Annotated in this window: 19 protein-coding genes; 11 read left to right on the forward strand and 8 right to left on the reverse strand. The window is 42.3% G+C overall.

Annotation, left to right across the window (positions count from 1 at the left end):
• Positions 1–12 precede the first annotated feature (12 nt).
• Complete coding sequence (locus ACQV1I_RS19495) at positions 13–3,006, reverse strand: salicylate synthase (protein WP_116334173.1); 2,994 nt, start codon at positions 3,004–3,006, stop codon at positions 13–15.
• Positions 3,007–3,476: 470 nt separating this feature from the next.
• Positions 3,477–4,259, reverse strand: coding sequence for a thioesterase II family protein (locus ACQV1I_RS19500; protein WP_116334174.1), 783 nt, complete (start codon positions 4,257–4,259; stop codon positions 3,477–3,479).
• A gap of 747 nt (positions 4,260–5,006) precedes the next feature.
• On the opposite strand from ACQV1I_RS19500, the gene ACQV1I_RS19505 reads away from it, so the two are divergent.
• Genes ACQV1I_RS19505 through ACQV1I_RS19525 form a run of 5 tightly spaced genes read left to right on the forward strand, consistent with a single transcriptional unit; the run spans position 5,007 to position 11,268 of the window.
• Positions 5,007–5,609: an MptD family putative ECF transporter S component gene (locus tag ACQV1I_RS19505; protein ID WP_094701047.1), complete on the forward strand. Its 603-nt coding sequence runs from the start codon at positions 5,007–5,009 to the stop codon at positions 5,607–5,609.
• Complete coding sequence (locus ACQV1I_RS19510) at positions 5,606–6,286, forward strand: energy-coupling factor transporter transmembrane component T family protein (protein WP_094701048.1); 681 nt, start codon at positions 5,606–5,608, stop codon at positions 6,284–6,286. Before ACQV1I_RS19505 ends, ACQV1I_RS19510 begins: the two co-directional genes overlap by 4 nt.
• The gene (locus tag ACQV1I_RS19515; RefSeq protein ID WP_116334175.1) at positions 6,283–7,728 is read left to right on the forward strand and encodes an ABC transporter ATP-binding protein; all 1,446 of its coding nucleotides are present in this window, start codon (positions 6,283–6,285) and stop codon (positions 7,726–7,728) included. Before ACQV1I_RS19510 ends, ACQV1I_RS19515 begins: the two co-directional genes overlap by 4 nt.
• Positions 7,718–9,529 carry an ABC transporter ATP-binding protein gene (locus ACQV1I_RS19520; RefSeq protein ID WP_116334176.1) on the forward strand — a complete coding sequence of 604 codons (1,812 nt, stop codon included), beginning with the start codon at positions 7,718–7,720 and terminating at the stop codon, positions 9,527–9,529. The genes ACQV1I_RS19515 and ACQV1I_RS19520 overlap by 11 nt, the downstream gene beginning before the upstream one ends.
• On the forward strand, positions 9,487–11,268 hold the full coding sequence (locus ACQV1I_RS19525; RefSeq protein ID WP_201747412.1) for an ABC transporter ATP-binding protein: 1,782 nt from the start codon (positions 9,487–9,489) through the stop codon (positions 11,266–11,268). The genes ACQV1I_RS19520 and ACQV1I_RS19525 overlap by 43 nt, the downstream gene beginning before the upstream one ends.
• 92 nt (positions 11,269–11,360) lie before the next feature.
• On the opposite strand, the gene ACQV1I_RS19530 is transcribed toward ACQV1I_RS19525, so the two are convergent.
• Positions 11,361–13,103: a methyl-accepting chemotaxis protein gene (locus tag ACQV1I_RS19530; RefSeq protein WP_094701051.1), complete on the reverse strand. Its 1,743-nt coding sequence runs from the start codon at positions 13,101–13,103 to the stop codon at positions 11,361–11,363.
• A gap of 284 nt (positions 13,104–13,387) precedes the next feature.
• Here ACQV1I_RS19530 and ACQV1I_RS19535 point away from each other — a divergent pair, with 284 nt between their 5' ends.
• A complete protein-coding gene (locus tag ACQV1I_RS19535; RefSeq protein ID WP_236645799.1) occupies positions 13,388–13,870 on the forward strand; it encodes a hypothetical protein in 483 nt (160 codons plus the stop codon).
• A 643-nt stretch (positions 13,871–14,513) separates the two neighbouring features.
• Here ACQV1I_RS19535 and ACQV1I_RS19540 read toward each other — a convergent pair.
• Together ACQV1I_RS19540 and rarD are read right to left on the reverse strand one after the other, a co-directional pair.
• Entirely contained in the window at positions 14,514–15,119 is a 606-nt protein-coding gene (locus tag ACQV1I_RS19540; protein ID WP_116334178.1) for a hypothetical protein, read from the reverse strand.
• A 90-nt stretch (positions 15,120–15,209) separates the two neighbouring features.
• On the reverse strand, positions 15,210–16,130 hold the full coding sequence (rarD, locus tag ACQV1I_RS19545; protein WP_094701053.1) for an EamA family transporter RarD: 921 nt from the start codon (positions 16,128–16,130) through the stop codon (positions 15,210–15,212).
• Between the two features lie 249 nt (positions 16,131–16,379).
• Between rarD and ACQV1I_RS19550 the strand changes: the two genes are divergently transcribed.
• Positions 16,380–16,805 carry a hypothetical protein gene (locus ACQV1I_RS19550; protein ID WP_147304261.1) on the forward strand — a complete coding sequence of 142 codons (426 nt, stop codon included), beginning with the start codon at positions 16,380–16,382 and terminating at the stop codon, positions 16,803–16,805.
• A 122-nt stretch (positions 16,806–16,927) separates the two neighbouring features.
• Here the strand turns inward: ACQV1I_RS19550 and ACQV1I_RS19555 are convergent, their stop codons facing one another.
• Positions 16,928–18,127, reverse strand: coding sequence for an oxalate decarboxylase family bicupin (locus ACQV1I_RS19555; RefSeq protein ID WP_116334180.1), 1,200 nt, complete (start codon positions 18,125–18,127; stop codon positions 16,928–16,930).
• 390 nt (positions 18,128–18,517) lie between these two features.
• Between ACQV1I_RS19555 and ACQV1I_RS19560 the strand changes: the two genes are divergently transcribed.
• Positions 18,518–19,942 carry an aromatic amino acid hydroxylase gene (locus ACQV1I_RS19560; protein WP_116334181.1) on the forward strand — a complete coding sequence of 475 codons (1,425 nt, stop codon included), beginning with the start codon at positions 18,518–18,520 and terminating at the stop codon, positions 19,940–19,942.
• Positions 19,943–20,092: 150 nt separating this feature from the next.
• Here the strand turns inward: ACQV1I_RS19560 and ACQV1I_RS19565 are convergent, their stop codons facing one another.
• On the reverse strand, positions 20,093–20,302 hold the full coding sequence (locus ACQV1I_RS19565; RefSeq protein WP_116334182.1) for a DUF3006 domain-containing protein: 210 nt from the start codon (positions 20,300–20,302) through the stop codon (positions 20,093–20,095).
• A gap of 212 nt (positions 20,303–20,514) precedes the next feature.
• Positions 20,515–21,558, reverse strand: coding sequence for an MBL fold metallo-hydrolase (locus tag ACQV1I_RS19570; protein WP_116334183.1), 1,044 nt, complete (start codon positions 21,556–21,558; stop codon positions 20,515–20,517).
• A 279-nt stretch (positions 21,559–21,837) separates the two neighbouring features.
• On the opposite strand from ACQV1I_RS19570, the gene ACQV1I_RS19575 reads away from it, so the two are divergent.
• From ACQV1I_RS19575 to ACQV1I_RS19585, 3 genes are all read left to right on the forward strand, one after another.
• A complete protein-coding gene (locus ACQV1I_RS19575; protein WP_116334184.1) occupies positions 21,838–22,200 on the forward strand; it encodes an HsmA family protein in 363 nt (120 codons plus the stop codon).
• Positions 22,201–22,629: 429 nt separating this feature from the next.
• Positions 22,630–23,778 carry an MBL fold metallo-hydrolase gene (locus ACQV1I_RS19580; protein WP_116334186.1) on the forward strand — a complete coding sequence of 383 codons (1,149 nt, stop codon included), beginning with the start codon at positions 22,630–22,632 and terminating at the stop codon, positions 23,776–23,778.
• Positions 23,779–24,026: 248 nt separating this feature from the next.
• A complete protein-coding gene (locus tag ACQV1I_RS19585; RefSeq protein ID WP_116334187.1) occupies positions 24,027–25,076 on the forward strand; it encodes a DUF418 domain-containing protein in 1,050 nt (349 codons plus the stop codon).
• Position 25,077 lies beyond the last annotated feature (1 nt).

The raw sequence follows: 25,077 nt of genomic DNA on the forward strand, positions 1-25,077 counted from the left end.
CCAGGCAATGCCCTAAACTGGTTTTACTTTTTCTACTTCACGGCTGGAGATAACCAGCTGCCTGGAAAAACTGCTCAATTTTTCACGTGTTTCTTCCAGCTCTCTGGTTGGTAAAGACATCTCTACCACGCCTGCTCCGGCATGTAGCCATGCACTGTTGTTTTGTTGATATATTGTTCGTAGCACCAGGGCAGCGTCCATTGCACCATCACTGTCAAAGGTCATGACGCAGCCACTGTAGAGATTTCTCGGCTCAGACTCGAGTCTGCCTATGGCATCGATCGATTCTTTTTTTGGAATACCAGAAGCAGTGACAGCAGGGAACAGCGCACGAAACGCATCCCATGAGTTGAAGTCCGGCTTTAGTTTCCCTTTTAGTCTTGAGGCAATATGCTGAACTGTTCCTCGGCTGGCAACAGACATGAAATCGCTCAAGAAGATCGTCGTAGAATCGCAGACACTTTTTAGCTCTTCAAAAGCCAGTTTTACGGATACAGCATGCTCAGCAATTTCCTTAGGATCATTTAAGAGCTCAGCCTTGAGCCTATCCCCCTCGTCCTCGCTGCATCCACGTGACCGCGTTCCTGCAAGCGGGAAGGTGCTTACCCATCCACTACCATCAACCTCAACCACCGTTTCCGGACTAAAGCCAGCCACACTTAAACCATCAAGGCTAAGTAAAAAAGAACGAGCAGGAGTGTTAACTCTTCTACCTGCGATATAGCTAGCCACCATATCAAGCTCTTGGTGAATCGGAATTTTTCTAGATAAGATCACTTTGTGGTATTTCCGCTCCTTAATCTCTCGTACGGCTTCCGCTACCCCTTGCATATAGGCTTCAGCACCATACGTATTAACCTCAGGAACATCCAGCTTGTGACTGTCCACTCTTTGCACAAGAGCATTTTTCTCTTCGTCGAGACCATTCACTTGAATCCCCCGTAGTAACGCACCGAATTCATTTCGTTTTTCTTCACTCAGTGCTCTGAGAAGGATGGAGCCTTTTGTAAAGCGTATCTCCACCTCAGGAATAAACAGCTTGATAAGGCAACCGTCTTCAGACAGTAATGGCAGATTTTGATAATAGCGGGCCATTCCAAAGTTAACGGTTCCATAGGCACGCCAGTTTTGGAGCGGGACGGATGCAAACGCTTTGTCAATCGTTTCACTTAACAGGTTGTTTTCAAAGCGAATTGTTTGGTTGTCGTAGGCTAAGGTTGTATTTTGGGCATCTACGGATACAAGGGCATGAATCCCCATTCCCAGCGACAGCTCATCTCCGTTTTCATAGAGCAAATAGTTTTCAAAAAGACCATGCTCTACGATTTGTGACGCTGCCAAATGAGCATCTCCCTCAAAAGCCACGGTTTCTTCCAGATAGGAGACCTCGCACTGCTTTGCATTACGCTTTGGTGCTGTGGCCAACTCTTTGAGCTTAGCTTTATTGACTTTGCCGACGCTGGTAAGTGGCCAGTAATCGATGAATTCGATTTGATCCGGCATTTTATAACGTGCCACTCCCTTTTCATGGAAAAAGGCATGGATATCAGCAAGAGTAATTTCCTGATTGTCTGTGATCACATATGCGCAGCTTTTCTCACCAAGCGTCTGGTCGGGAAGAGTAATCAGAGCAGCGTCTTTAATATCTGGATGCATACGTAAGTACGCCTCCACTTCAGCAGGCATGATTTTTTCGCCCGCACGGTTGATTTGCTCTTTGATTCGTCCTCCGATCTGGAAATTTCCTTCAGGAGTAATCCTTGCCTTGTCGCCAGAACGGTAAAATCCATCGGGAGTAAAACTCTCGCTGTTCTGTTCCAAAGCTCTGAAGTACCCGCTTATCGTATAGGGTCCTCGGACAAGTAGTTCTCCGTATGCGCCTACCTCAACGTCGTTTTCATGCTCGTCGACAATTCGAACCTCATCCGCATCGGAGAGTGGACGTCCCTGGCAGTTAGCTACGACAGACTCAGGATCGTCAAGGGATGTGCAACAAATGAGCCCCTCCGCCATCCCGAACACCTGCTGAAGCTTGCATTTCATTTCCTGTATGATACGTTTCGCGAGATTTTCATCTAGCATGGAGCCGCCTACCTGTAGGACTTCAAGACTTGAGAGATCGTTGGAGGTATCCCATTCCAGCACCTCAAGCCATACATGGACAATGGAAGGTACAAGGGCGGTGATGGTCACCCGTTCTTTTTCAATAAGGGGGAAAGCTTCATCGCAGCTTGTGGTTTTACATAACACGACTTTGCCTCCAGCCGACAGTGTGCCAAGGATTCCGGGGCAGCAAAGAGGAAAGTTGTGTGCAACCGGTAGAACAGCAAGATAGACGCTTTGTGGGGTCAACTTGCAGCGTGTCGCGGCTGCTTTTGCATTGTATGCGTAATCTGCGTGGGTTCTTGGAATCAGCTTAGGAGTACCGGTCGTTCCACCAGATAAGAGCAAGAGAGCGGTGTCTTTATACGAAGGCGATTCTAGCTCTACCGGCGTCCCGCTGATATCTGCAAGATTAATGCCGATGTCACTGTCTCCATCGGTCATGATGAACTTCACAGATGGATGCTTTTTAACCAGCTGTTTTGCCATTTTTGTGTAGTCAAAACCAAGAAACGTAGTTGGAACTATATAGGCAACCGGCTTGGCGAGCGTAAAAATTCCGTCTAGTTCAGCCTCTCGATGAGCCGGTAAAACCAGAATCGGTAAAGCGCCAATGCGAAACAGGGCAAAGCATGTGAGTACGAAGGAAATCCGATTCGGAAGCTGTACAGCGACATTGTCTCCCTTCTTGATTCCCATCTGGAAAAAGCCAGAAGCTAGCTCATCAACCTTACTGTCGAGCTCCCTGTAGGTGAGTCTGTTCTCCTCCTCCACTAGCGCTTCTCGATTCTGATATTGTTCAGCCCACATGCGTAATTGCTGCCCAAGCGTTTTTGGCTCCCAAAATCCGAGTTGTTCGTATTTTTTTGCAGTATCCTCAAACCATTCTGTAGTTGCTTTCATTATGTCCTCCTCTTGAATACCTGCGGGTAAATCATTGTGCACCCGAAGCGGGATCATGCAGGGTACTATCAATCTGGTTGCATTATCGTGATGGTTTGTCTAACAATACGATATTGATAATGATAATCATTGTCAATACATTTGGGCGATAAATTTTCTTTATATTGGTAAAACCCTCTGGATTTGCTTCCAATTTTAACTTTTTCTTCGTTTCAGTCGACTAGCTCCTAATCTCTGCTCAAAAATAAAATCGATCTAGTCTGCCGTTTCCTTCTCCAGACAGGAATACACAACCCGTTCTTTGTCTCTGGATTCGAATGCTTACTCCAGACAAGCCAAAAATGTACTTCGCCGCCCGTCAGCAACAGGGGACGAGGCTACATATGAATTGTGATTCCTGCCACTGTGTTACTCGTACTTGCAACATTGACTGCTACTTACTTTCCATCTGGACAAATTGTCCCCATCCATTAGCTGTTCCTTCTTGCTATCGTCACTTCCCGATGCTGTTCAACGATTTTGGCAACAGACGGCAAAAGCAAATCCTTTTTTGTCGTCAGAAAAAAATGATCCCCCTCAATCATTTCAAGCGTAAAAGCAGAGCTTGTATGATTTGCCCAGACTTCAATCTCCTCTCGATTCGCCTCCGTGTCCTCAGTCCCGCCGAATGCAGAAATCGGGCATTTAAGGATCGCTTCCTCTGCATAAACATACGTTTCGTCAACGGTAAAATCCGCACGCAAAACCGGGAGGAACAGGTTCATGAGATCTCTGTTTTGCAAGATTGCCTCAGGTGTACCGGAAAAACGACGCAGCTCACTGATAAACTCATCATCAGGCAGATGATGCAGAGGATTTGGCTCTGGTATGTGCGGAGCGCGGCTTCCTGAAACAATCAGGCGGCAAGGCTGGAGCTTCCATTTTCTTCGAACCGTTCGTGTCAGCTCAAAAGCGACTCGCGCGCCCAAACTATGACCAAAAAAGATAAATGGGCGATCCAAATACGGATATATCGCTTGGGAGATTGCTTCAACCAGCACCTCCATTTCACACAGTGCCTGTTCCGTAATCCTGTTTTCCCTTCCTGGAAGCTGTATGGGGTAAACTCCCACATCATCGGGCAAAGCATTTGTCCATCCTCTGTAAGCAGAGGCGCCTCCTCCTGCATAGGGAAAGCAGAACAGGCGAATGATGTCTTTCGCTTCAGGATGAGTAATCAGCCATGGATTGGCTGTTTGATCAGTTTCCAACATAACTCCTCCATTCTTTCCATCAGTCGGGCGCTATGATCCACCTTGTCCCTGATATCCCCTCGAACAATCGTCACTGGCATCTGCGCTGCTTCGACCATGGTGAACATGAATATTCACATGATAATGATAATCATAATCATATTTAGGCCTAATTTACAAAATCTGCATTTGATCTATTTTTTGTAAAATTAGCTAGTTTTCCTCCAATTATCTCGTCCTAGGTCCACCAGATTAACTTTTTTGCAGATTATGTCAGCCTTACAGCACGACTGGGTCCGTTTCCGATAAGCAATGCTGTGTTTCAGGTGCGTTATTCCTTCATCTTCTCATCGGTTAGCGATGACGATTACAGTCACTTACTCATTAAATTCCAGTTTTTGGGTTCCGAAATTTGGACATTGATCAAGAAATACGAAGAAATATGGAGATAATTGGCGAAAATAGCAGGAATATCTGCCAAAATATAGGCTTTTCCACTTTGACGATGATTCTCATTATCAATATTGTAATTCTATACCAGTATCAAAGCGATGAACGTGAGACTGGCTACATAACCGTTTCACTGGCATTCTAAAAAAGGAACTAGAGGGGGATTTACTTGATGTCAAGGGTACGTTTTGGGCTGAAATAAGGCTCCGGTCAGAGACAAGAGGAAGAGGAAAGCAATTCGGTGGTACAGACATTTTGACCCAACCGCCTAGGCGGATGCCGATAAACTACATGTGAAAAAACAGGGAGGATTTTAACATGCAAACACAGACAGCAGCCGCTCAAAACAGATGGAAAATGCGTGATTTCATTACACTTGCCATTTTCAATGTGGTGATGCTCATTATTATGACGATTTGTCCGGTCTTTACGGTTGTTTCTTATCTGGTTGTAGGAGGAGCCGCTGCACTGTTCAATGGGCCTATTTATATGGTCATGTCCAATAAAATTAACAAACGCGGTGTACTATTCTTTACATGCATCATTACAGGCTTGTATTTTGTAGCTTTCGGTTATGCTTATTACCTGCTTACACTAGCTGTGATCGGAATTATCTGCGAATTAATCCTATGGGGAGGCTCTGCCTATAAGAACCCTGTCCGTAATGCCATCGGCTACGCTATTTTTTATGTAGGCTGGTCTCTTTGCGGTGTTGTACCGCTTATTTTTTTCCGCGAGCAGTATCTGGCCATTTTGAAGAAAAGCTACTCTCCGGAACAGCTTGAAGCGATGCTTTATTATTTTGATACGCCTAGCATGATTCTTACCATGTGCACAATCTCCGCTATCGGTGGGTTAGTTGGTTGCTTTATCGGGAATTTGCTAATGAAAAAACATGTGAAAAAGGCAAAGCTGGTATGAGCAGTCTCGGTCCCAAAACGCATTTATTGGTGCTGATTCTGGCAAGCATCCTCTCCACGCTTGTGAGCAATTCATTACAAGCACATTTGATGGTGCTTACATGCGCACTGTATTTGCTTTGCAACAAACAGCCCAGAAAGGCGCTTTTTTTTGTGCTGTTATATATAGCTCTAATGACGATTTTAACTATTTTGCCAAAAGGTGCAGGAACAGTCATTATTATTCTTTATACGTTTGCCAGAACGATTCCGATGGTCATGATCGGGACTATGCTGATGATTTCGACTCCCAGCAGTATCATGTGTGCCTTTGAACGGTTATACGTCCCAAAATCTGTGCTTATCATGATCTGCATTCTAATCCGCTTTTTCCCCGTTGTTTGGCTTGAAATGAAAGCAATTCGGGATGGCATCCGGGCCAGAGGCATTTTCCCACAGTGGTATAGCGCTCTCTTACATCCGGCCATGGCCTATGAGTGCTTTTTTATGCCGCTGATCGTCCGATGCCTGAAGCTATCAGCAGAGTTAGCCTCGTCCGCTGAACTGCGGGGCATTGAGTGCGGCTGCGCCAGAACCTCTATCCATCCAATTGGCTTTCGGGCCATAGACGGCATGGCGGTGGGGCTTTGTGCGCTGATCGGAGGAGCAATTTATTGGACAGGAGGTCTGAACTTGTGATTGAGTTAAACGGCGTCACCTTCCGCTATGAACATGAAGGCGGAGAAGCCGAGAACGAAACCGGTGTAAAGCAAATCAATTTATCTGTGAAGGCTGGGCAATGCGTTGTGCTTTGCGGCCGTTCAGGCTGCGGTAAAAGCACGATCATGCGCCTTATCAACGGACTTGCACCCAGCTTTTATGCTGGAAGCCTCACTGGACAAGTACATGTTGGTGGAAGAAGTCCTGCTTCCCTTAGTCCAGAGGAGCGAACCAGACTGATGGGCGTCGTGTTTCAAGACCCCCGTAGCCAGTTTTTCATGGAAACCGTGCGGGACGAGCTGGCGTTTTCAGCCGAAAATCTCGGAGTTTCGCCGCAAGAGATTATGAGCCGGATTGAAAAACAGGCGAAAGAGCTAGATATCTTTCATTTGCTCGACCGTCCTCTTCATATGCTATCTAGTGGGCAGAAACAGCGTGTGGCCATTGCGGCTGTGTCTGTTCTTTCACCACCGCTACTAATGCTTGACGAGCCCACTGCCAATCTAGATCATCACTCTACACAAAATCTGATTGAAATCCTCAGTAGGCTCAAGCAAAACGGCACTACCCTCTTCATCAGCGAGCATCGGATACACCCCCTCTTGCCTGTTGCCGATTTATTTGTCTGCATGGAAAAAGGAAAGATCGCACGAACATGGACAAAAGAGGAATTTTCTCAGCTTTCCTATGAAGACGTGCGTCCATACGGTCTGCGCCACCCTGATATGATTAAAAGCCTATCGGTACCTAAGTCAGCAGAAGCACCGAAAGCCCCTCCTGCTCTGGAGGGTCGTAAGCTTACCTATCGATACAAAAGAAAAGGCGATGGGATTACAGATGTAGACATCACGCTTTTGAAAGGAGAGGTTACCGCACTGACAGGGGAAAACGGAACTGGCAAAACCACCCTGTGCAAAGTTCTATGCGGTCTTCTGCGCCAGCAAAAAGGGGTGATCTTCAGTCAAGGAAGCCGAATATCGGCAAGCCAACGACGCGCCTCCAGCTATCTTGTCATGCAGGATGCTGACTATCAGCTCTATGCAGACAGTGTAGGTAATGAGATTGTTTTAGGCAGACGTGTGGATAATTCGCTTCGTTTAAAGGCCTATGAAGCATTGGATGCCTTTGGCTTGGGAGAGCTTCGAGATCGGCACCCAGCCTCCCTTTCCGGCGGGGAAAAGCAGCGAGTAACCATGGCTGCGGCTTATTGTTCAAATGCGGAATTAATCATACTCGACGAGCCGACCAGCGGACTTGACGGCGACAGCGTGCTCAAGGTTGTTGCATGGGTAAAAAAATTAGCACAGGCTGGCAAAATCGTCGTTATCATTACCCACGACAACATCCTTTCCGAATTAGCCTGCGATCAAGTCATTGAACTGAAGACTCGGCAGAAGGAAGTGATAACCGTTGAAAGCTAAGGAAAAAAAGGGAATCTCAAGGCTAATAGAGCTTGCAGGTGAAAAAAAATCACTTATGGTTTGGTCGGCAATTCTGTCTACCGTAAGCGTGTTTTTGATGCTGGTTCCGTATCTCTCAGTCTACTATGTGATGACTGAGCTTTTAACACATGCTTCTGATATTTCCTCTGTAAACGCCGCGTACATAATGAAGTGGGCTATTTGGGGTATTGTAGGTATGCTACTTGGTTATCTCTTCATGTATATCGGTGGAATGCTCTCGCACATAGCGGCATTTCGCATCCTATATGGCATTAGAGTTAAGCTGTCGGATCACATCGGAGCACTCCCTCTAGGCTACTTTAACAAAAATGCCACGGGAAAAATCAAAAAAATCGTCGAGCTGGATGTAGAAAAAATCGAACTGTTTATTGCCCACCAGTTGCCCGATCTGATCAACACTTTCGTCATGATCGTCGCAATTATTGTCACGATGTTTTCATTGAACATCTGGCTTGCACTGGCTTGCGTCATCCCCATGCTGATCGGATTTGCCGCTCAATACTCCATGATGGCCGGCAAAAAAGCAAGGCAGGGCTTGAAGGAATATTTTGATGCCCTGGAAAACATTAACACCTCATCCATCCAGTATGTGCGAGGTATGCCCTCTATCAAGATCTTTGGACAGACGGTTCACTCTTTCCGAAAATTCCATGAAGACATGCTTCATTACCGTAATTTTAGCGTCACGTATACGGACAATTTTCAAAACGGTTATGTATCCTTTAAAGTCATCATTTTATCGTTAGCAACGTTCTTTTTGCCTGTCGGGCTGTTTTTCATCAGCACTGATCCGCATAACGTAGCCTTTGCCGCAACATTGTTGTTTTTTCTCGTTTTAACACCAGGTATTTCCACTCCAATTTTCAAATTAAACAGCTTTGCCTCCACCATTAACGTCATTGTCGAAGGGGTCAACCGCATTGACGACATATTCAAGGAAACAACCATAAAGGAGCCTGAAGTCGGCAAAAAACCTTCTTCTTATGACATCGGGTTCCATGAGGTTTCCTTTTCTTACGGTGGTGAAGGCAGTGTAGAGGTTTTGAAGGGAATCAGCTTTACTGCACCCCAAGGGAAAATCACGGCTTTGGTCGGCCCCTCCGGCTCTGGAAAATCCACCGTCGCCCAGCTTATCCCCCGGTTTTGGGACGTACAAAAGGGAAGCATTACCATTGGTGGCGTGGATATCCGCGACATGAAAATGCACGAGTTGATGAACAACCTGTCCTTTGTGTTTCAGGATACGTTCCTGTTTTCCGATACACTATACAATAATATTTTGGCGGGTAGGCCGACTGCGACAAAAGAGGAAGTCCACGCAGCAGCGAGAGCGGCGCAATGCCATGAGTTTATTGAGCGTTTGCCAAATGGCTACGATACGCTGATCGGCGAGGGCGGGGTTTATCTATCAGGTGGCGAGGAACAGCGGGTATCCGTCGCAAGAGCCATCCTAAAAAATTCCCCCATTCTTGTACTCGATGAAGCTACGGCTTACGCTGATCCGGAAAATGAATACCAGATGCAGCTTGCGTTACGCGAGCTCATTAAGGACAAAACCGTGTTGATCATCGCCCATCGTTTGACGACCATTTGTGAGGCGGATCAGATCATTGTAGTAAAGGAAGGGCAAATCAACGATATCGGTACCCATGGTGAGCTTCTTGCTCACAGGGGTTTATACAAAAGCATGTGGGAAGCCTATACATCCTCAGCAGAATGGAAAATCGACATTTCGCAGAAGGAGGAGGAATTCGTGTGATAAAGGAACAACTACGCAACATTACTGCGGGTGAGCCAAAGAAAATATGGAAGCCCATCCTTTGGGCTGTTTTGGCTAATTTGGTCAATATGTTTCCGTTTGGGTGCATGGCCGCTGCGGTGAGCATGATCTACGCCTACTATTCAACGGAACAGTCATCTTTGAATATGCAATCCCTATGGCTCGTATGGGGGGGCATGGTGGTATTCCTTGTCCTTGTGTTTCTGTTTGAACGGATGTCTTACCGTTCCACATACCGCAGTGCGTACGAGTCTTCTGCTGATGGACGGACACATCTAGCAGAGCATATGCGCAAGCTTCCTCTAGGCTTCCTCATGAAAAAAGACCCTGGGGAACTCGGCCACATGATGATGAATGATTTTACCCATTTAGAAAATGCCGGGACGAATATTTTACCCCAGCTTGTAAGCGGTGCGATTATCCCCATTTTAGCCTTTTTTGGTCTGCTTTTTATGGACTGGCGAATGGCTGTAGCCATGCTTGCGGGGTTTCCCGTAGCTGTGTTATTGCTATGGAGTATTTCCGGTTTGGAACGAAAACTCGGCAAGAGTCATTCTACTGCCAAAATCGTTCAGGCCAATTGTTTGCAGGAATACCTGTTGGGGATGAAAGTAATCAAGGCTTACAACCTGCGTGGTGAGAACTTTAAAAGATTGGAACAGTCTTTTTATAATTATATGAAGGAAAGCATTAAACTGGAGGGCGTGCTAGGTCCATTCTTTTTGGTCGCCATGGCCTTTATGCAAACCGGTGTGTCCTTGATGACAATCGTAGGAGTTTATCTCATATTGGGTGGAGAAATTACAGTTCCTTTGTTTGCCATGTTTTTACTGGTAGGCACCCGTGTTTTTGATCCACTTTCGGTTGCCATCATGCGTCTCCCTGCGTTCAAATATGACGCCATGGCCGGAGAACGCATAATCAGCCTCCTGGATGAGCCTATCATGAGTGGCGAAAATGAACCCCCAGAACATCACGATATCCAGTTTGACAGCGTAACCTTTGGCTATGACAAAAACATCGTGCTGGACAATGTTTCCGTGGAAATGAAGGAAGGGACTCTGACCGCGATCGTTGGCCCTTCGGGAAGCGGAAAAAGCACGCTACTACGCCTGATTACAAGATTTTACGACCCTCAGCACGGGAAAGTGCTGTTTGGCGGCAGCGATGTAAGCGAAATGGACCCAGAAAAGCTCATGAAAAAAATCTCTATGGTATTCCAAGACGTTTACTTGTTCCAGGACACCATCCGCAACAACATCCGCTACGGGCGGGAGAACGCCACACAAGCTGAAATTGAGGAAGCTGCACAAGAAGCCTGCTGTCATGATTTTATCATGAAGCTACCCCTAGGTTATGACACCATGGTGGGGGAAGGCGGGTCCACCCTCTCTGGTGGTGAACGCCAGCGTATCTCCATCGCCCGGGCCATACTTAAAAACGCTCCCGTGATACTGCTCGACGAGGCCACTTCCTCTCTCGATCCAGAAAATGAGGTAGAAATGCAGCGAGCGATCAGCCGCCTGATCAAGGGACGTACTGTCATCATGATTGCCCATCGACTAAAAACGGTTGTCAACGCAGACAGAATCATCGTACTGGACAAAGGCAAAATCGTCGAAGAGGGACAACATGAAGAGCTCATCAAAGACGACGGACTGTACGCTAAGCTGTGGGAGCTCCAGACCAAAACGAGTGGCTGGAGGATTACTGCCTAATAGGTTTATAACATAAAGAACCGCCGAGCTTTCTCGGCGGCCTGACACCTCCACACATGTGAAGGTGTTTTCTTTATCTTTTATACCTAGACTTAATACGTAAAAGTACGCGTAAGCTTTTGTAGCTCCTCAGCCATAGTGGACAGAGAGTTCGCTAATGCAGTTACCTCTTCCATGGAAGCAAGCTGTTCCTCTGCTGAAGAAGCGATATTTTGCGAATGATCCGTTGCCTGTTGAGCAATATGAGCCACATTTTCTCCACTGGCTGAAATTTCTTGGAGACTCGCTGATATCTGTTGACTAATGCTAGCTAATTCTTCGATCTGCTGAGTAATATAGCCTGTTGAAGAAAGAATGTTCTTAAACTTCTGATCGGTATCGTTTGCAATCTCAATCCCCGTCTGAACTTCCTCTTTGACCTTGCTCATGGTCTGAATGGATTGATTCATATCTTGCTGTATCTCTTCTAGTAGCTGCGTAATTTGGGTAGAGGATTGTGTAGATTGATCTGCCAGCTTTCTAACCTCTTCAGCGACTACGGCAAATCCTCGTCCGTGTTCTCCAGCTCTTGCAGCCTCAATAGCAGCATTTAAGGCTAGTAAGTTGGTTTGAGCAGATATATCTGTAATGACACTTAACATTCCGGAAATATCACTTGTTCGTTTATCAAGAAGCTTAATCACAGCATCTGACTCATTAACAGATTTATGGATGGAGTTCATCTGCTGAACTGTTTTTTGTACTGCTTTTCCACCATCTTCTGCTGTTTCTCTCGTTTCTGTAGATGTTTCTGCAATAGATGACGAGCTCTCCGCTATTCGTTGCATACCAATGGATATTTCCTCAATCGAGCTTGTTGTTTTAAAGAGAGCGTTCTGTTGCTCTTCAGCACCACTCGCGGCTTCTTGAATAGCAAGCGTGATTTGCTCATTTGCTTTACTTGTCTCATCGGCGCTAGCTGTTAATTCCTTCGAGGAACTAGCCACTCGCTGTGCAGATAAATCCACTTCCCGAATCAGATGTCGAATATTTTTTATCATGTAATTAAAATCTTTTGCCAAATTCCCTATTTCATCTCTGGACGTAATCTTCAATTCTTCTATTGTAAGATCTCCGTCCGCTACCCTGTTCAATTCCTTGGCCACTAATACAATTGGCTTGGTAAATAGTTTGGAGAAAAAGCTAACAATAATAACCCCAACAATGGTAGAGATGGAAGCAATCAGAGCTACTAAAGTCAAAATGTTATCAGCACCTTTATTAAACTCTGTAAGATAGGCACCAGATCCCACAATCCATCCCCAGTGTGGATCTAATTCTACATATGACACTTTGGTCTCTACCTCATCAGAGTTGGCGATTTGCCATTTGTACCTAACAAATCCACCGCCGGCAGTTCCCTTTTCGACTAACTCCTTCCCCAATAATACACCGTCCTGTGTGGTGACATTCGAGAGATCTTGGCCTTCATTAGATGGATTCATGACAGACACAGCTTTCTCATTGATTGCCCACACGTAGCCCGTCTCGCCAGTCGTATACTCCTTTTTCACTGGACGCTTGTTTTCTGCACTTTTTGCACCTAGAAGCTCCTGACGTACCCTTTCCTGAGCTTCTTCTAAGGTTAGCTGTCCTGCCTCAACTCGCTCATTCATCAGATCAATCATCCCAATTACCATTTTCACATTGTTTTGTAGTGCTGATTGACCTGCCTGATCTAACTCTTTCTTAGTAGACCCATAGGTAGTGATTCCAATTAGCAAAGTGGGTACTAGTAAGATTCCTAAGCATAAAATCGTAAGTTTGGATCTTAAAGAAGCGATTTGGATTTTCACAGTCTCTCCTCCTTTAGCGTCTTTCTTATATGACAAAATGGATGTTTTTCCTACATCTTCATTCAGCCTATCCTTATAAATATCGTAGAAATTGCGCCATCTAATGAGTGGAAATAATTACCTTCCACACTAATTTGGGAACCGAATTACTCGTTTGATAGAAACGATAGAGCGACGAAATGGAAGATCTGTAAAATGGGTAAGCAATTTTGTTTGGTAAGTAGCTGTTAATCTTTTCACAAAAATACCGATATATAAATGAAGAACTCACAAACCGGAAAAGGATGAGAATTGTGGATGTAAAAATATTGAATGCGTATCTCAAAGGACTGACAACTGTACTAGGTTCATTAGGAATTAATATACAGCGTAAAGACGTACAACTACAAAGATCCCCTTATACCTACAGTCAGTCCCATCGAGTTGTTTCCCAAATAACAGGTGATGTTACAGGTGACATTATTATTGGTATGGAGGAAGAGGCTCTTAGTGTTTTACTTCAATCCTTCAGCATTCCGCTAGACATGGTTGATGACGAAATGAAACGAAGTGTACTTGAAGAATTCGCAGATATGGTAAGAGGACATGCCATAACTAGTTATCAAGCAATCGACGCTCAAGTTGAGTTTACGAATGTTGGTCTGCTCAAAAATATTTACTCAGTTGATAGCTTCCCTCAGCAAGAGCAAAGCTTGAGTGTACATATTCTAGTTAACGAAGAATTCCCAATCCATATTGACTTTGTTTTACAGCAAATCCCAGCATAATCAGCACAAAAAACGAAACCCTCTAAATATGATTTAGAGGGTTATAAACGCATCAATCTATCTTTATATACGATTTTTCTGCGCTTATTTTGGAGCATTGCTCCCTTTCCATAAAGACATAAGATTTCCTTCGATATGAACACGCTCCTTGAACCTTATCCCATATCTTAGCCAGACAATTCGGGCATCTATATCGTTGACGTTTTACCTCTATTTTTCTTGGTTCACCGTCTACAATGTCATCGAATATCTGTATGCGGGATTCTGTCCTGTGAAACTTTTGGTTTCTACATATAGAGCATCTTTTAGGAGGTTCGGTGTAAATATTTATATGTAACCACACTCCTTATCGAAGTCTTTGATCGTAGGATATTATATAATAATCATTTTTAATCTACTACACAAAATTTAACGAAACTGTAATTATACCTTAATTTTACATTATGTTAAAAATTTCAATTCCATTTACATTTAAAAGGTAGGCTAACATAAAAAAGACGTGCATGGGATACTTTCCCCTTACACGTCATTACCATAGTACTACCTCTACCTTCTATACTTTTTACTTAAAAATCTACTTTTTATCTACTATAATACTCCGTGTGAATTGCTCCGTTTAAGCTCACAAGCAGTCTTAGCCAGTCTACAATTTTTTGGGAGGGTCTAATCTTACAGGATCCACCATCACAGTGATACCACTAGACTCTCTTTTTATCGAAATTTTTACTCCATCAACTTTCATTTCTTCTGAAGACTTAGCAGTGCCTCCACCTGTAAGTAATTGATCTAGCTGATTTGACCAGACAATGCCTGTAGCTTCAATCATCGCCTTAATGGTAGGAAAATCGGGAGTCCCCTGAAACATCAGGCCATCAATCGTTTTTCCGTCACTCTTTAGCATTACACTTACCCATTTAGCTTCTTCTTTGGTATATTTCTGTTTTTTGGGATAATAGAATCGATAAAAATTGGTTTTCTTTTCTACTTCAAGAGTAAAAGGTAAAACCTTAATGCCTTTCCCTGCTAACTCTGTTTTCAATTTGTTATAACGATTGAGATATTCATCTGTGGTCATCTGGTTAAATGTACCCGTTTTTTTTCCCTCTTCTAATTCTAAATTCGGCTGCGGACTAGTAGGAAGCGGAAGATTCTTATTTTCAATCGAAGCATCCGTCTTTTCATTAACCCCAAACACCGCTAGCCCAGTTACTAAAAACAATGCTACTCCCAAAGCTATGTACTTTTTCAAAATATCCCTCCTTAAATTTTCACATATTGATAATTCAAATATTTTATCTTCCATAAATACAGTAGGAAGCTTAAATCAAATGTACAATTTTTATGTCCGCTTTTCGATACGCCGTTTAAAAAACGATGGTTGCCATGCTTGCATGATTGAAGTTCGGGAAAGCGTATATAGAACAAGCGCTATCCAAATGCAAACAAAGCTTAAAAGGTGGCTATCTGTAAACGACTCTTTATATATAAATACCGCAATCGCCAATTGAATCGTAGGGGCTAGGTATTGAATGAAGCCTAATGTAGAAAGGGAAATACGTTGTGCCGCTGAAGCAAATGCAAGAAGCGGCATTGCCGTAGCTATTCCCGAACCTATGAGCAATAAATCCGTTCCCCAATCTGCCATGCCAAACGACCCAACACCCTGACTTTGTAACCAGCAGATATATACAAACGAAATCAGGGCAACCGGAACCGTCTCTAGTGTTAATGAAGTAATCGAGTCTGTTTGAATCAGCTTTTTAACGACACCATAAATACCAAATGACAATGCTAAAGAAAGAGAAATCCAAGGAAGCTGTCCAAAATTAATAGCCATCCAGCATACGCCTACTGCCGCAAAAAGTAACGAAATAAGTTGCCAGAAATCTAATCGTTCTCGGAAAAATAGCATCCCTAACGCAACATTAAGTAGAGGATTAATATAATATCCCAGACTTGTCTCTACAATATGACCGGAATTGACTGCCCATATGTAAATCATCCAGTTCGCACTAATTAAGACGGAAGCAAGTAAAAAAAGCAGTAGACTCTTGGGTTTCTTCATAAATTCCATAACCCGTTTCCACTTCTTGCTTAGTCCTACTAGCACGATGGAAAAAATCATTGACCATAAAATGCGATGAGCTAAAATCTCTCCCGGTGGTATAAAACTGACACTTTTCCAATAAATTGGTAGGAAGCCCCACATGGCATATGCCGCTATTGCATAAAGAATGCCTACTCTCTGTTCATTCTGCATGATTCTCCATCTCTTTCCTTATTGAATTGTTCCTAATCATACAAGAATTCACATTTTATATCAAAAAAGTTTTGGAGGAAATTACACTTAGTTGTTTACGCTTTCGAAAAGTTGACTAAATTTTTGCAACATCAACATCATATAGCCTCATTTCAGCGTGATCCACTAGATTAGCGATAATCCTATTAATTAACTGGAATATATTTACTTAAAAATAATAATATGGTAATATTTAGGTGTAGTGATTATATGATTAGGAGAGTGATTATTTTGAAAAAAGCATTAGTTGCATTGGGGGCTCTTGCCATGCTTACTGTTGCTGTCCCAGTATCAGCTTCAACTCATACTGCTACCCTCCCTAGCAATGAAGCTACTTCTAGCGTTGCACCTTGGCAAGAATGGGTCACACATAATATCGCTGGATGGTCTAGTTCTAATCCAGATTCATTAACCTTCAATGGATATGGCACTTACAATATTTATATTATTGCATCAGATGACGGTCCTGATGATCCTACCAATGTAAGATATCACATTAACGGTGGAGCCATTCAAGGAGATCTGAAAGCTGGATATAATGGTCCAATTACTATCAGAGGAACCTCAGCAACCATTCAATACTTTAATAAAACCAACGTAACCAAAACGTTCAGAGTTGCCTATACTAAACAGTAAATTGATAGTATATTAAAAATCTTTCACTCATTATTATAAATAAGGTTTCCAACAGTTTTGATTTTACACCTCTGTTGGAAACCTTTTATTATTTTACAAATAAAATATTTTACATCAAGTTTTTATTTAGGATAATAAGCAAAGCCCGGATATGTAACAACCGGCCACTTCTCCTTGCGTAATGTATTCAATAGTTCAGAATCAACTTGCAAATTATCCTTAACCAGATCACGGGGAGTAAGTGCCATCCATTGATTTAGAGACATATCGACAAATCGATCGCTTTTAAATATCTCCAAGAACCACAATGTTTGCTCACCGGTATTCTGAATATAATGTCCATACGCAAATGGAACATAGCCCACATCACCAGCTCTGTAATCAAATGTACGTGCTGCACCGTCTCCCGCAAATACAGTCATTCTTCCTTCACCAGTAAGGTAGTACTGCCACTCGTCATTATTCGGATGCCAATGCAGTTCTCTCATTGCTCCTGGTTCAACTTCAACTAAGGCGGCAGCAACTGTTTTTGAAGCCAGAAAATTAGATGAGTCCACAATTCTAACACTTCCCCCAGGTGTTCTAATTGGTTTTTGAGCTAATAACCGATACGTAAAGCTTTCGGGAACGGTCCCATAGGGAGAGTGGACTTTTTGACTTGCTAACGAACCAGGAACCTTGTCCTGATAGATATAAACTTGATCGGAAGGAATGTTGGCAAAAGCATCCTCCGGTACACCAAAATTAGCTGATAGAACATCTTTTGGTGTATGCGCAAACCAGTCTGAGATGGATAAGGTGTTAAGATCGGAAAAGCTTCCATCATCAAAAACAAGTAAAAATTCACAGCCTTCTTCTAATCCCTGAATCGAATGCGGGATTCCTGGGGGGAAATACCAGAGATCGCCCGGCCCAACGTCAGCAATGAAATTTCTCCCCTCTTGGTCAACTGAGGTTATTCGTGCTCGCCCTAATAGCATATAGGCCCATTCTGCTTGCTGATGCCAGTGTAATTCACGCACTCCGCCCGGCGTTAACCGCATATTTACCCCTGCAAGCGTAGTTGCAATCGGAAATTCTCTAACTGTCACCTCTCTCGACCAGCCACCATGATTTAACTGCATGTGAGTATCGGAGAAAGAGAATTTCAAATTAGGAATCAATCCGGCATCCGTGATTGGCGGGACCAGTAAGTCGGGATTTTGAATATCACGCATGATGTCCCGAGGGCCAGGATCAGTCGCTCCTGCACCATCCTTTCTGATGGGCTGTGGCACACCTTCACATGAACCTTGATCTAAATCTAAATGTTTGTTCACCATGAAAACACGCTCCTCTCACTTGATTGCTACAAGAAAAGGGGACTTTTTTCATCAAATAATGTATGACACAATTCCCCTAATTATTACTTCCCGTCATTAAAAACTGGATTATCATTTCCCTCAATAAGATACATTCCCGTGCTACGGTTTATTCTGAAGTTTATCCCTTTTACAAACTGGTACATTTATAAATCAATAAATTTACTCAATTGCATGAATATTTTCAGCCGTATTGACGATCTTATTTTCCCGGCATATACTTATCCATATACTTTATCACTTAAAAGCATAACAGTTTAAAAGCTTAAAAGCATAACAGCTTAAAAGCAAAAAAGTGAAACAACCCACTCTTACGCTTACACAGCAAGGATGGGACAGGAGGACATTATTATGCAAGCTAATACTAAAACAAATTTCGTTATTCCTAAACATCTTCAACCATACGTCGTCGAACAAAATTATGATAAATATACAGAAGTTGACCAACAAGTGTGGCGTCATGTATTGCACAGAAATTACAATTTTTTAAAAGATGTTGCTCATCCAGCATATGTAGATGGATTACGTAAAACAGGGATAAGCCTAGATCATATTCCTCGTGTTGAAGAAATGAACCAATGCCTACAGCCATCTGGCTGGGGAGCTGTTACAATAGATGGATTTATTCCTGCTGTGGTTTTCTTTGATTTTCAATCACGTGGGATTCTTCCGATCGCTACCGATATCCGTAAGCCTGAGCATATCGACTACACTCCAGCACCTGATATCATACATGAGGCGGCTGGTCATGCTCCTATTCTAAGTGATAAGTGGTATGCGGATTATGTTAAACGTTTTGGAAAGATCGGTTCCAAAGCATTTGCTACCAGAGAAGAACATGAGGTATTTGAAGCGATTCGTTCATACTCCAAATTAATGGAAGATCCGAAGGCAACGCAAGAAGAGGTTCAGCTAGCCAAAGAAATTCTTGATGCAAAGCAAAGTGCAGTAACAGGTGTATCGGAAGCAGAAGAGATTGCCAGGTTATACTGGTGGACAGTCGAATACGGTTTATTTGGAAAAATAGAAAAGCCGTTGCTATACGGCGCTGGTCTACTTTCTTCCATCGAGGAAAGTAGACACTGTCTAACCGATGCTGTCATCAAGCGACCATTCTCTTTAGAAGAGACGATCAGCACAGCATTTGACATAACGAAAATGCAACCTCAACTGTTTGTTTGCGAAAGCTTTGACCAGCTACTTGATTCTGTTGAACGATTTAAGTATCGCATGGCCTTTCATACAGGTGGTAAGGTTGCTATGGAAAAAGCACTTCGTTCAGGTGCTACTTCCACTGTGGTATACAGCTCTGGCCTACAGGTAACTGGAACACTAGAGTCAATGGTATACACTGAAAATAGTGAGATTGTTTTCTTCCGTACAGAGGGCCCGACTGCTCTTGCTTGGAACAATCAGGAATTGAACGGACATGGTAAATCCACACACACTGATGGTTTTTCTTCTCCAATTGGCCGTCTGCAAGGTGTTTCACTTCCACTGGAGTTGTTTACAGATGGAGACCTAGAGGCACACGGTATTAGAATGAAGGAGCACGTGAATCTTATGCTTGAAGGTGGAATAACAGTGGAAGGAAGATTGGAAGAAATCGTCCGTCAAGAAGGCAAGATATTGCTTCTGTCCTTTAATCAATGCAAGATTAGTCATCATGGACGTACCCTTTTCCAATCTGATCAAGGCACATACGATATGGCTGTGGGCGAACGAATTGTATCTACATTCGCAGGTGCGGCAGATCCTGAAAGATTTTTTGAGTAAAATCAAATTAGTACATGAATGCCCCGACAATTGTTGGGGCATTTTTTTTAGAGATTATATACCAAAACCAATCAGTATTGACTGACTTCAAACAAACGTTAGCACTCAATCAGATACGATGTAGTCCTTTCTTCAAGCTATCAACCTATATTATTCAAACAAATCATCTATTAAATCATTAGCTTCTTTTTCCCTAGCCTCTGTTTCTGATTGGTCTACTTCAATCGAAATACTGATCACTTGACCAATCTGCACATCATCCTGAAAAATAGATGTAGGAAGGTCATACGTCTGACCGTCAATTTCCACAACAACCACGTTCTCCTCAAAGCGATCGATAATTCCTTTTGTTGTTTTCATACTTTCTACCTCACAGTCCTATATACTAGTCTTACTATTGGTTATGTAATAGTACGTTGTTGAATTCATTATAAGTCAATGCCAGCAAAACAATAGCAAAGAAATGTAATTTACTTGCTCAAAAAACGATAGTAGTAGATAGGTTGTATTACTTATCGTCGTAATCATAAAAAAATCGGTAGAATATTAGATTCTACCGATTTTTATTCCTTCTACCTCGCAGTCTTATATGTAATCGTCTTCCCATTACTTATAGCCAAGATCGTTCCTTTTTGATCTGTACGGTATGTAATAATTTTGGATTGTTGTAATTTCTGTAACGTACCTTGGGTTGGATGCCCGTATTTATTATCCTTACCAGAGCTGATTACAGCATATTTAGGGGCTACGGCTTTCAGAAACGCTGGTGACGTAGAAGAGTTTGAACCATGATGACCAACTTTTAACACGTCAGCCTTGAGAACTTGTTTACTCTTAAGCATATCAGTCTCTGATTTATGTTCAGCATCGCCAGTAAACAAAAATGATGTTGTCCCATAAGTAAGGTGTAAAACCGCACTCCATTCATTTAGTTCTTTCTCGTATGTACCAACCGGGGCAACGAATTTAGCTGTAATGCCCTGAAGAGGTATCTGTGTGCCTGCTGTTGCTGGTTTAATGGATAAACCTTGTCCTTTGATTAGCTTCAAAAGGGTAACGTATGTATCGGTTGTGTGAGCTACTTTGGGTGCATACACAGATTTAACTTTAAAGTTCTGCATGACCTTATGTAGACCACCGATATGATCAGCATCTGGATGAGTCATGATTAGAACCTCGATGTCGTCTACCTTGAGGTCCTTTAAGTATTTCACCATCAAATCGCCTTTATCAGTATTCCCACCATCAATTAGAATATCGTCACCATTAGGTGTTTTTATGTATGTGGCATCACCTTGTCCGACATCAAGGAAGTAAACTTTTAGATCGTTTGTGGCTGATGACAAGGAAACGATCGAAGCAGATGCTTGTTTACCAGCAGGGACAGCTTGCTCTTTTGGTTGTGACACTGGGGTTTGCTTCGATTGAATCGTGCGGATGATTTTACCATCCTTATGAATATGATACTCCCCATCTTTTAATCCCCACTTGGCACAATTTGTTTTACAAATATGGCCACCGTTAGCATCCGTCTTGCCAGGATGCGCTTCAGACAAGCCTACGGGTAGCATGAACATAGCCATGATGATTAGTAGCAATATATTTCTTTTCAACATGTGCACCTCCAATGATTCAAAAATAAATACTAAAACTTCGACTTTTAATACTCAAAAAAATACACCCTCTAAAGTTCATCGGCTAACCTCAGGGTTTTCTCCAATGTCTACTTTAAAAAAGTGCATTTTATGTGTTATAACATTTATCAATGATTGAGTAATCGCCTTCACGTAAGCTCATTACTAGTGAAGGGTTCTCATGAGTTGTTCATCTGATGTTCATATTCAACCACTACACTAATAAGCGTAATCAAGAATAGGAATGGAGATGATCTTTCTTTGTTAGCTATGGCAGTATTCTTTATTAATCTGGCGCTAGTCCTGTATACCATTGGAGTCTGGAGCGAAAGGCGTTCTGGGGAACTCAAAGTGAAACACTTAGCTTTTTTTGGCTTCGGATTGGTATGCGATACGATCGGAACAACCTTCATGAAGTTTCTCGCAGATAATTCCAGACTTGATATGCATGGTATTACTGGATTGTTAGCTTTACTCCTGATGCTCTTTCACACGATCTGGGCATGCTTCGTTTTATGGAAAAAGAAAGAGAATCAAAGAAAGCAATTCCATAAATTCAGTCTACTTGTGTGGATTTTATGGGTTGTTCCCTATTTCATTGGTGTAGCGTTAAGTTTTACCTAAATCTATACTTCTTTTTTCGAATCAAAACAACTACTCAAAAACTAAGCATGGTATAAAACGTCATATATGACCTTGCAATATTCAAAAAAGCCTTGATAACCAAGGCTTTTAACGTTTCTGGTACTCCGACTATGTAATGAAAAAACAAAAAGTCTCCAGCCTTTAATTGCTGGAGAACTTTTTGTTTTTTCAAATAAAGTCTGGCATCTTTATTTGGCATAAGCAAAATCACGCCGATCTTTACAAATCGACAGCACCATTGTTCAATCGCTTATGCATGGTTATTTTATTGCAAGCACGCTAAAAAGGTTACTTATCCAATAGAAAATCAGCGATTGCCGCTCTACATCCTCACCTCCCCCTGTACGTTGTCTATTCCCCTACATAATAGAAAAATCTAGTGGCTATACTACTCACAGGAGGTGTGCCATGAACAAAATATATATCATGAGCTTAAGTATTGGTATCGCATTACTTGCAACATCCTGTTCTAACATTGGCGGTACAAATCAGAAATCAGGACATACCCAAACAGTTCAAAATGCTGGTGTGAAAAATAAACAATCGAATGTACATCAAATGGCCAATAGAGCAACCGTCGCTAAATCCATTAAGGAAGCCCCGTCAACAGTAAATGCACGGTACGTGGAACCATCGTCTAAAAAAGTTCTGCATTCTGGTGAAAAAATAGATAGGCTATATAATAGAAATTTGAATGAGAAGTATATCTTGCAACGTCTTACTCCTCGTACGTATTGGGTTCAGAGTAATTTTTACAGTACAACATTCTTTGTTGGTAAAAAAGGCGTATTACTGTTCGATCCATTAGAAGATCGCACAGAGCAAATCCTAGCAGCTATTCGTAAGGTGACCAAATTACCAATTACCAGCGTCGTCTATTCTCACAATCACGCGGATCACATTGGTGATGCTTCTAAATTACTTGCTACATTAAAGAAGTCAGGAATAAAACCGCGCATTGTTGCAAGTAAAGCCACATCTGACAAGCAGCTCTATCTGAATAGTAAGCTTCCTCGTCCCACTGAGGTTGTTGCCTGGCCAAATGGTTCCTTTAAATTCGAGGATTTGACCGTTCAATTACATGGTTTTGCACGAGCTTCTCATTCGGATGATCATTCGGTTTGGTTGCTTAAAGACGAAGGAGTACTTCACGCACCAGACTTGATAAACCCAGATCAACCTCCATTTTGGAGATTCGCAGGTTCAGATACCTTCCTTTATCATGAACAAAATCTTCAAGATGCACGTAAGCTGTCGTGGAAATGGGTAAATGGCGGACATGGCAACATTGGTGAAAAGAAAGACTTTGACTTTGATCTGACCTTTATCAAAGATCTTAAAAAAGCAGTGGCAGATGCTATGGAAAGCCAAAAATTTAGCGATTTTGTTGACCCTAGTAAGGGTGCCCATACTGCCTTTTTACCTAGCTGGTTAAACGCTGTCTCTAAACAGTCTACCGATACCCTTCGCCCGAAATATGGAAAATATTACGGTTTTGATTATGCTACACCGTCCAATGCCGAAATGGTAGCTGAATGGATGTTTTCGTATCGTTAATACCTTAAACAAATGATTACACAAGCATGTATGCCCGCTCCCCATAATCTGAGCGGGCTTTATTCAGTCTTATGTCTGTCAGCATACATACATTCATTCATTCGATTTATTCGAACTTCTCTTGGCACTTAACTTTTTAGAATCTTACAAAACTGTAAGCTTTTTGTTAGGTAATTTAATACTAACTACTACATATTTTTTGTAAACTACAAAGAGATTAATAAAGTAAAAAGGAGAAGGACAGAGTAATGAATCAACTTCAAAGCTACAAAAGGATTGATACACTAGATTATTTACGTGGGTTCGCTTTAGTAGGTATTGTTCTCATGAACATTATTGCTCTACTTACTATTGGTGATCCGATAGCAAACACGAAAGATGCTTCCTACCAACGTTTTTTATTCTTATTTGTGGAAGGTAGATTTTTCACCATTTTTTCATTCCTGTTTGGTGTTGGCTTTTATCTGTTTATGACAAGAGCAAACGCAAAAGGAAATAATGGGTATATCTTATTTTTACGACGAATTCTTGCCTTATTTGCTATTGGGTATGTTCATGGAATATTTCTAGGTGGAGAAGTACTAAGAGAATATGCGATTTACGGGTTCATTTTATTGTTATTTTTCAAAGTGAAGAAACAAGTGAACTTACTTATCGGGGTAGTAGGCTTAATGGTTGCCTGTTTTTTTGCAATAAAAGCATTAATCACGCTACCACTTATGCTCATTGGTCTTGCAGCAGGTCAATATCGTTTTTTTGAGCACCTTTCAGAAAAAATCAAACAGATTGCTATGTTTACAGGTATCATGTTGCTTATTAGCATAGCTGGCATCTTATATCAATACTCACAGGTACCTGCTTCACCGTTTCCCCCTATGGTTTTAGGTGGTACAGGCGATCCTACTATAGAACAAGCAAATTACTTCTTACAGATAGGAATTATGATCGGACCAGTTATTTCGAGTGTTTATGTAGGAGTAATGATTCTATTACTACAATGTAAATTCGCTCAAATACTGCTACTCCCTTTAAAAACGTATGGACGTATGGCATTAACAAACTATCTAGGACAAACCTTTTTACTCCTAGCTATTGGTCATCTATGTAATTTATTAGAACATATTACGTATATACAATCATTTCTACTATGTGTTGTTATCTATATCATTCAAATTCTCTTTAGTATGATTTGGATGCGCTTCTTTACAATGGGACCGATGGAGTGGGGATGGCGTGTCGTTACCTATTGGAAAGTACCCCATCTTCGAAAAAATAGAAGCCTGCACCATGTATCATGAT

It is taken from the genome of Brevibacillus sp. JB24b (genome assembly GCF_051713385.1).
GTDB lineage: Bacteria > Bacillota > Bacilli > Brevibacillales > Brevibacillaceae > Brevibacillus_B > Brevibacillus_B laterosporus.

Coding starts and splice junctions, on each gene's coding strand:
- ACQV1I_RS19560 (WP_116334181.1), top strand. CDS start 18,518: ATGCAAGCTAATACTAAAACAAATTTCGTTATTCCTAAACATCTTCAA.
- ACQV1I_RS19510 (WP_094701048.1), top strand. CDS start 5,606: ATGAGCAGTCTCGGTCCCAAAACGCATTTATTGGTGCTGATTCTGGCA.
- ACQV1I_RS19580 (WP_116334186.1), top strand. CDS start 22,630: ATGAACAAAATATATATCATGAGCTTAAGTATTGGTATCGCATTACTT.
- ACQV1I_RS19565 (WP_116334182.1), bottom strand. CDS start 20,302: ATGAAAACAACAAAAGGAATTATCGATCGCTTTGAGGAGAACGTGGTT.
- ACQV1I_RS19555 (WP_116334180.1), bottom strand. CDS start 18,127: ATGGTGAACAAACATTTAGATTTAGATCAAGGTTCATGTGAAGGTGTG.
- ACQV1I_RS19500 (WP_116334174.1), bottom strand. CDS start 4,259: ATGTTGGAAACTGATCAAACAGCCAATCCATGGCTGATTACTCATCCT.
- ACQV1I_RS19505 (WP_094701047.1), top strand. CDS start 5,007: ATGCAAACACAGACAGCAGCCGCTCAAAACAGATGGAAAATGCGTGAT.
- ACQV1I_RS19585 (WP_116334187.1), top strand. CDS start 24,027: ATGAATCAACTTCAAAGCTACAAAAGGATTGATACACTAGATTATTTA.
- ACQV1I_RS19570 (WP_116334183.1), bottom strand. CDS start 21,558: ATGTTGAAAAGAAATATATTGCTACTAATCATCATGGCTATGTTCATG.
- ACQV1I_RS19525 (WP_201747412.1), top strand. CDS start 9,487: ATGGAAAATCGACATTTCGCAGAAGGAGGAGGAATTCGTGTGATAAAG.
- rarD (WP_094701053.1), bottom strand. CDS start 16,130: ATGCAGAATGAACAGAGAGTAGGCATTCTTTATGCAATAGCGGCATAT.
- ACQV1I_RS19550 (WP_147304261.1), top strand. CDS start 16,380: ATGATTAGGAGAGTGATTATTTTGAAAAAAGCATTAGTTGCATTGGGG.
- ACQV1I_RS19495 (WP_116334173.1), bottom strand. CDS start 3,006: ATGAAAGCAACTACAGAATGGTTTGAGGATACTGCAAAAAAATACGAA.
- ACQV1I_RS19535 (WP_236645799.1), top strand. CDS start 13,388: ATGAGAATTGTGGATGTAAAAATATTGAATGCGTATCTCAAAGGACTG.